Annotated in this window: 5 protein-coding genes and 1 rRNA gene; all 6 read left to right on the top strand. The window is 72.2% G+C overall.

The features are described 5' to 3' along the window. A 5S ribosomal RNA gene (gene rrf, locus ACFVUY_RS41120) occupies nt 1–91 on the top strand; the annotation flags it as partial. 73 nt (nt 92–164) lie between these two features. After that, nucleotides 165–1,169: a mycothiol synthase gene (gene mshD / locus ACFVUY_RS41115; RefSeq protein ID WP_387737096.1), complete on the top strand. Its 1,005-nt coding sequence runs from the start codon at nt 165–167 to the stop codon at nt 1,167–1,169. 271 nt (nt 1,170–1,440) lie between these two features. Further along, nucleotides 1,441–3,711 (top strand): RNA degradosome polyphosphate kinase, encoded by a 2,271-nt coding sequence (locus tag ACFVUY_RS41110; RefSeq protein WP_387695499.1) that lies wholly within the window; start codon nt 1,441–1,443, stop codon nt 3,709–3,711. A gap of 104 nt (nt 3,712–3,815) precedes the next feature. After that, nucleotides 3,816–4,904 (top strand): CHAD domain-containing protein, encoded by a 1,089-nt coding sequence (locus ACFVUY_RS41105; protein WP_387695500.1) that lies wholly within the window; start codon nt 3,816–3,818, stop codon nt 4,902–4,904. Nucleotides 4,905–4,944: 40 nt separating this feature from the next. Further along, complete coding sequence (locus ACFVUY_RS41100; RefSeq protein ID WP_387695524.1) at nt 4,945–5,430, top strand: NUDIX hydrolase; 486 nt, start codon at nt 4,945–4,947, stop codon at nt 5,428–5,430. 229 nt (nt 5,431–5,659) lie between these two features. Continuing rightward, complete coding sequence (gene pstS, locus ACFVUY_RS41095; RefSeq protein WP_359914160.1) at nt 5,660–6,796, top strand: phosphate ABC transporter substrate-binding protein PstS; 1,137 nt, start codon at nt 5,660–5,662, stop codon at nt 6,794–6,796. Nucleotides 6,797–6,812: the final 16 nt, after the last annotated feature.

The raw sequence follows: 6,812 nt of genomic DNA, 5'->3' as shown, positions 1-6,812 counted from the left end.
GCCCGGTTACATTCCGAACCCGGAAGCTAAGCCTTACAGCGCCGATGGTACTGCAGGGGGGACCCTGTGGGAGAGTAGGACGCCGCCGAACAATTGTTCAGAAGAACCCCCATCCGGGATCCGGATGGGGGTTTTTCGCATTTCCGGTGACGTATCGTCTGGGCATGGACGATCAGACAGCGGTCATTGCGGACGATGTGCTCCGGCCCGAGCAGCGCGACGGTTCCCTGCGTGTTCTGGCGGCGGCCCAGGTGGTGGACGGCCGGGCCGCCGTGTCCGAGCAGGGCCGGCTTCGGTTGCGGAACGCGGACGTCCCGCGGCCGGGTGTGATCCACCTCGTCGAGACCGGGACCGACACCGACACCGACACCAAGACCGAATCCGGGACCGGGAGCGACGCCGTCCTCGGCTACGGCCAGCTCGAGGTGCCGGAGAACCGGGCGGCCAACCCCGCCGCCGAGCTGGTGGTCGACCCGGCCGCCCGCGGTCGCGGCCTGGCCCGCCCGCTGGTGGACGCCGTCCTGGAGCAGGCCCACCGGGCGGGGCGCGACGCGGTGGACTTCTGGGTGCACGGCGGCCACCCGGCGGCCCGGCACCTGGCCTGGGCCTACGGCGCCGAGCTGGTCCGCGAGCTGCGGCAGATGCGCCGCACCGGCCGGCAGACCGAGGAGGTGGCCGTTCCCGAGGGCATCGAGCTCCGGACCTTCCGCCCGGGCGAGGACGACGCCGAGTGGCTGCGGCTGAACGCCCTGGCCTTCGCCCACCACCCCGAGCAGGGCGCCTGGACCGGGCAGGACCTGGCCGAGCGGATCGCCGAGCCGTGGTTCGACCCGGCCGGTTTCTTCCTCGCGACCCGCGACGGCAGGGTGGTCGGCTTCCACTGGACCAAGGTGCACCCGGCCACCGCCACCGAGCCCGAGCTCGGCGAGGTGTACGTGGTCGGGGTGGACCCGGCCGAGCAGGGCAGCGGTCTCGGCCGTGCGCTGACCGCGGCGGGCCTGCGCCACCTGACCGGCACCGGTACCGGGGAGCGCGGACTGGACACCGTGCTTCTCTACGTCGACGCCGACAATCCGGCCGCCGTGCGGGTATATGAACGATTGGGATTCGCCGTTCACGAGGTGGACCTCATGTACCGAGCCCAGTACCGGACGAACCGGTCGGCCTAGCCGGGTCCCCGGGGTGTCCGCGCACCGGACTCCCCGGTCCTCCGGCGGCGTCGAACGCGGCCGGGACGGCCCCGCGGGCGGTCGCGGGCGAGGGACGGGACGGCGACGCCCCTTGCTCCGACCGACTCAGCTTTCCTCCTGGCCATGCGGTGTTTACCGTGGATTCAATTGCTGCCGCGAAGATCACAGGATGAAGTCCGTAGTGTCTCGCTCGTGCAGAGTCGACCGCCACGCACCGGCCGGTCCTGTACGGACCGCACCGGGAGGGTGGGTGCTGTCCCCGGGTCCGGCCCGGGGCGAGGGCGACGGCCCGCAGAGCCATTCGCGTCCGGACGCCGTCCTGCTGCTGGAGGAGCTGGAGCCCATGAGCATCCCCCGCCCCGTCTCTGCCCCGCTGTCACCTACGGCCCGGATGTCCGGCGCGCTGGGTATTCCGCCGGAGCTGCCGGCCACGGACGAGGAGGAGTTCGAAGCACTGCCGCAGGGCCGCTTCCTGGACCGCGAGCGCAGTTGGCTGGCGTTCAACGAACGGGTCCTGGAACTGGCCGAGGACCCGGGCATCCCGTTGCTGGAGCGGGCGAAGTTCCTGGCGATCTTCGCGAGCAACCTGGACGAGTTCTTCATGGTCCGGGTGGCCGGCCTCAAGCGCCGGATCGCCACCGGAGTCGCCCAGCGCAGCGCGTCCGGCCTCCAGCCGCGCGAGGTGCTGGACCTGATCTGGACCCGCTCGCGCGAGCTGATGGCGCGCCACGCCGCCGCCTTCCAGCAGGAGGTGCTGCCGGACCTCGCCGGCGAGGGCATCGAGGTGGTCCGCTGGTCGGAGCTGGCGGAGAAGGAGCAGGCCCGGCTGCACACGCTGTTCCGGCAGAAGATCTTTCCCGTCCTGACCCCGCTGGCCGTCGACCCGGCGCACCCCTTCCCGTACATATCGGGACTCTCGCTCAACCTGGCCGTCGTAGTGCGCAACCCGGTGTCCGGCCACAAGCACTTCGCGCGCGTCAAGGTGCCGCAGTCGCTGGCCCGCTTCCTGGAGGCCTCGCCCCAGCGGTACGTCCCGCTGGAGGACGTCATGGGCGCCCACCTGGAGGAGCTCTTCCCGGGGATGGAGGTGCTGGCCCACCACGCCTTCCGCGTCACCCGCAACGAGGACCTGGAGGTGGAGGAGGACGACACCGAGAACATCCTCAAGGCCCTGGAGAAGGAGCTGATGCGGCGGCGCTTCGGCCCGCCGGTCCGGCTGGAGGTCGAGGAGTCGATCGACCCGTACATCCTGGACCTGCTGGTGCGGGAGCTGAACATCACCGAGGCGGAGGTCTTCCCGCTGCCCGGGCCGCTGGACCTGACCGGGCTGTTCGGGATCGCCGAGCTGGACCGCCCGGAGCTCAAGTACCCGAAGTTCGTGGCCGGCACGGCCCGGGGGCTGACCGACGTCGAGTCGGCCTCCCAGCCGGACATCTTCGCCGCGATGCGCGAGCGCGACGTCCTGCTGCACCACCCCTACGACAGCTTCTCCACCTCGGTGCAGGCCTTCCTGGAGCAGGCCGCCGGGGACCCGGACGTGCTGGCGATCAAGCAGACCCTGTACCGAACCTCCGGCGACTCGCCGATCGTCGACGCGCTGATCGACGCGGCCGAGTCCGGCAAGCAGGTGCTGGTGCTGGTGGAGATCAAGGCGCGCTTCGACGAGCAGGCCAACATCAAGTGGGCCCGCAAGCTGGAGGAGGCCGGCTGTCACGTGGTGTACGGCCTGGTCGGGCTGAAGACGCACTGCAAGCTCTCGCTGGTGGTCCGGCAGGAGGGCGACACCCTGCGCCGCTACTCGCACGTCGGCACCGGCAACTACCACCCGAAGACGGCCCGGCTGTACGAGGACCTCGGCCTGCTCACCTCCGACCCGCAGGTCGGCGCGGACCTCTCGGACCTGTTCAACCGGCTCTCCGGCTACTCGCGCCGCGAGTCCTACCGCCGTCTGCTGACCGCCCCGCGCGGCCTGCGCGACGGGCTGGTCTCCCGGATCCACAACGAGATCGCCCACCACCGGGCGGGCCGCCCGGCCTACGTGAAGCTCAAGGTCAACTCGATCGTCGACGAGGCCGTGATCGACGCGCTGTACCGGGCCTCCCAGGCCGGTGTGCCGGTGGACGTCTGGGTGCGCGGGATCTGCGCGATCCGCCCGGGCGTGCCGGGGCTGAGCGACAACATCCGGGTCCGCAGCATCCTGGGCCGCTTCCTGGAGCACTCCCGGGTCTTCGTGTTCGGCAACAACGGCGATCCGGAGGTCTGGATCGGCAGCGCCGACATGATGCACCGCAACCTGGACCGCCGGATCGAGGCGCTGATGCGGATCACCGATCCGGCACACCGCGCCGAGCTGTCCGGGCTGATCGACCTCGGGGTGTCGGACGAGACCGAGTCCTGGCACCTGGGGCCGGACGGCGCGTGGACCCGCCACTCGCAGGACGCCGAGGGCCGTCCGCTGCGACATGTCCAGGACCTGCTGATCGACTCGCGCCAGCGCCGCCGGGCCGCGACCTCGCGCTGACGCGTCCACTGATGCGAAGCCGCCGGGACGGCAAGGGGACCTGTCCCGGCGGTCGGCCACCAGCTCCGGGGGAGCACCTCGGAGGAACGGGGATCTACCACGCCATGACCGAAGCGCCGATGACGGCCCAGGCGGCCTCCACAGCGACCGCCGGGGACATCCTTTCCCACCACCTCACCGCCCAGGCCGGCGCCTTCCTGCGCGCGCTGCCGCTGGCGGTGGGCGAGGTCGGCGCCAGACCCGGGACGGCCTCGGTCGTCCCGTCGGCCGGCACCTCGGACCTGCTGCGGGCCGTCCGGCGGGTCGGCGGGCTGCTGCATACCTTCGGCTCGGTTTTCGAGCAGACCTGGGCGCAGGAGTCGCGCACCGAGCTGCGCTGGCTGCTCAACCTGCTGGCGCTGGAGCCCGGCTACGTCCGCCGCTCGGCCCGGCTGCTGGGCGCGCTGGACTCGCTGAGCGGCACCGACCCGGAGGGGACGGGCATGCTGGCCGGCCACGTGGGCGCCCCCAAGGCGCGGGCGCTGCTGGACCGGCAGCTGACCCTGGCCCGGACCAGGGCGCACTCCACGGTGCTCCAGGAGCTCCGCTCCGCCCGGCTGCACGCGCTGGCGGACCGGATGACCCTGCTGGTCGGCGACGCCCCGCTGCTGGAGTCGGCGGGCGGCCGGGCCCCCGCGGTGCTGCTGCCGCAGGCCGCCGCCGCCTTCGCCGCGCTGACCGCGGGCGCCCAGCAGCTGCCGCTGAGGCGGGCCGCGACGCCGTACGGCGGGGACGGGCTGCGCCGGCTGGGCACGGTGCCGGCGTCCCGCGGGGCGACGGACGCGGACACCGCGCTGGCGGCCGACGACGCGCCCTGGGCCCGGATGCGGATCCTGGTGAAGCGGGCCCGGTACGCGCTGGAGGTGTGCGGCCGCGCCTCCTCCGAGCTGGACGGGCTGGACCTGGTGCTGGCCCGGCAGCAGGAGGCGGCGGACGCCGCCGTCACCGCCGCCACCGCGGCGCGCACCCCGCGGATCACCCCGGCGACCGCGTACGTGCTGGGGGTGGTGCACGCCGACCAGCGGCTGGAGGTGGAGTCCGCGCGGTACGCCGTCGGCCTCCGCTGGCCCGACCTGCCGCCCGGCCCGGACGGCTGGCTGGAGCTCGTCCCGACCGACGCCTGGGGGCACTCCGCCGCGGCCGGGACGGTCTGAGGTGGGCGAGCGCCCGCCCGCCGGCCGGGCGGCGGGGGCCGTGACCGGGGCGCGGCATGCCCCGGTGGTGCTGGCGGCGGGCGCGGTGCTGTGGCTGCCGGGCCGGCCGAAGAAGAGCGGCCGGCTGGGGCGGCCGCGGATCGCGGTGATCCACCGGCCCAAGTACGACGACTGGAGCCTGCCGAAGGGCAAGCTCGAGGCCGGTGAGGGCGTGGTCGACGCGGCGCTGCGCGAGGTCCGGGAGGAGACCGGGTTCCGCTGCCTGCTGGGCCCGGAGCTGCCCACCCAGCACTACCGGGTGCAGGGCCGTCCCAAGGAGGTCCGCTACTGGGCGGCGGTGCCCTCCAGCGGCTCCTTCCGGCCCAACCGGGAGGTGGACCGGCTGGAGTGGCTGCCGGCCGGGAAGGCACGGGCCCGGCTCACCCACGACCACGACCGGTCGCTGATCGACGCGCTACTGGCGCTCCTGGGGGCGAAGCCGGTGCGGGCGGCCGGGGCGGCACCGGTGAAGGAACGGTGGAAGTGATCTTCCCGCGCCCTTGCCGTGACGCAACCGTTACTACCTGACGTAGTTTCCTGTCATCCGTTCGAGGTTCACTCCCCGTTCACTTGCGACCGGCTGTCGTGTCACTTACCCGGCCTAACTTCGGGACAACCGGAGGGCCGAACGGGCCCCGGACCACAGCAAAACCCGTGCTGGGCCGCCGTAGCCGTACGGCCCGCGCAAGGGCAATGCCACAGAAAGGGACACCCCTGTGAAGCTCCAGCGGAACGGCCGCTCCAAGGCCCTCGCGATCGGTGCCATGGCGCTCGTCAGCTCGCTGTCGCTCGCCGCCTGCGGGTCGGACAACAACAACAACACGACCGCGTCCGGCGGCTCCGGCGGTTCCGCCGCGCCCGCCGCCGCGATCAACTGTGGCAAGGCCGGTTCGCTGATCGCCGCCGGTTCGACCGCGCAGGGCGCGGCGATGGACGTCTGGAAGACCAGCTTCGCCGCCGCCTGCTCGGGCAGCACCATCAACTACCAGGGTGGCGGCTCCGGTGCCGGCATCCAGCAGTTCAACCAGGGCAAGATCCAGTTCGCCGGCTCCGACTCGGCCCTGAAGCCGGCCGAGGTCGACGCCTCCAAGGCGGTCTGCACCGGCGGCCAGGGCATCGACCTGCCGATGGTCGGCGGTCTGATCTCGCTGGTCTACAACGTCGACGGTGTCGACAACCTGGTCCTGGACGGCCCGACCTCCGCCAAGATCTTCGACTCGCAGATCACCAAGTGGAACGACCCGGCGATCGCGGCCCTGAACCCGGGCGCCAAGCTGCCGGACACCGAGATCCAGACCTTCCACCGCTCGGACGACGCCGGCACCACTGAGAACCTGACCAAGTACTTCGCCGCCGCCGGCGGCGGCGCCTGGTCCTACCCGGCCGGCAAGGCCTGGGCGGGCAAGGGCGGCCAGTCGGCCAACGGCAGCGCCGGTGTCTCGGCCCAGGTGAAGCAGGTCAAGAACTCGATCAGCTACGTCGAGCTGGCCTACGCCCAGACCAACAGCCTGAAGAGCGCCGCGATCAACACGGGCGCCGCCAAGCCGGTCGAGGCCACCGCCGAGAACGCCGCCTCCACGATCGCCAAGGCGCAGGCCGCCGGCACCGGCAGCGACCTCGCGCTGAAGCTCGACTACGCGACCAAGGAAGAGGGTTCCTACCCGCTGGTCCTGGTCACCTACGAGATCGTCTGCGACAAGGGCAACAAGGCCGAGACCCTCGACACCCTGAAGTCCTTCCTGACCTACACCGCCAGCGACGCGGGTCAGAAGGCCATCGGCGAGAAGGGCTACGTCCCGCTGCCGAAGGCCGTGACCGACAAGGTCAACGGCGTCATCGCCACCCTGGCCTGACCCGACAGGACCCCCG

The sequence above is a fragment of the Kitasatospora sp. NPDC058063 genome, assembly GCF_042885395.1.
Lineage (GTDB): Bacteria > Actinomycetota > Actinomycetes > Streptomycetales > Streptomycetaceae > Kitasatospora > Kitasatospora lactacystinica.
This window is presented reverse-complemented; position numbering and strand designations above follow the sequence as displayed.